The 963-nt window shown below is 62.8% G+C and carries 1 protein-coding gene; it reads right to left on the bottom strand.

Translation table 11 applies throughout. The annotated features are described in order from the left end of the window. A partial coding sequence (locus tag QMZ05_RS40895; RefSeq protein ID WP_353705899.1) for a transposase occupies positions 1–709 on the bottom strand: 709 nt, incomplete at its 3' end. Positions 710–963 lie beyond the last annotated feature (254 nt).

The raw sequence follows: 963 nt of genomic DNA, 5'->3' as shown, positions 1-963 counted from the left end.
GGATGGAGCGGACGCCGGCGCGCCCACCGCGGGTGGGTCGCTTCCCCTTTCGCTTGCCGCTGTCATTGGCGATCGGGGCGAGACCGGCAAGCTTGGCAATGGCCTTGTTGGACACAGTGCCAATCTCCGGCAGTTCGGCGTGAAGGCGGGCGACGGTCCGTCCGGCAACACCTTTCATCTCGCGCCATGTCTCGGCAAGCTTGGCCCACAGCGGATCGTCATCGATCATCGAGGCAATTTCGCCCTCGAGCGAGCGAGATTGCCGCTTCAGCAGGGCGATGACCTCGTCAATGCTCGCGCGCATCTCAACGTTGTCGAACGTGCTGGCGCGGCGCTGCTTTTGGAGTGTCAGGTCGTCGGTGACCTGCCTGAGCCTTGTAACCAAGGCCTTCAACCGCTGCTGGGCCCGGCTTGGCAGCGGGGTCGGAGCCAGGTCCTTGGCAAGAGCGAAGCGAGCAATGACCGAGGAATCGATCCGGTCGGTCTTCTCCAGAATGCCCATCGCCTCGGCGTAGCGGCGGACGCTGCGAGGGTTGGTCAGCGCGCAACTGATCCCTTGCTCCCAGAGCGCGACGAAGACCCATCGCTCGTAACCGCCGCTGGCCTCCATCGCCACCAGCGTGACGGCCTGCTCGCGACAGAACGCGGCCAGCATTGCAATGCCCGCAGGATCGTTATCGAAGCTCGCAAACCGACGTCCGGGTTCGATACAGACATCGAGCCTGGCCTTCGAAACGTCCACTCCACAAATCGTCTGCTTCACGGTAACCTGCCTTGTCCATGCGATTGGAACTCAAGCGACTGTTCGGTCGTACGTGACATGGCGAAGGTCCCAGAACTCACCCACGGTTGTAGCCAGAGGGGTTAACGGGCGACATCGCCACGCGCCTTGGCCGGCAGCCACCGGCCAAGGCGCTAAGTCGCTTCCATCGCACAAATCATGCTCGTGCAGATACAAGGGGT

The organism is Bradyrhizobium sp. INPA03-11B (assembly GCF_040446015.1).
In the GTDB taxonomy this organism is placed as follows: domain Bacteria; phylum Pseudomonadota; class Alphaproteobacteria; order Rhizobiales; family Xanthobacteraceae; genus Bradyrhizobium; species Bradyrhizobium macuxiense_A.
The sequence above is the reverse complement of the archived record's forward strand: the minus strand, read 5'-3'. Positions and strand labels throughout refer to the sequence as shown.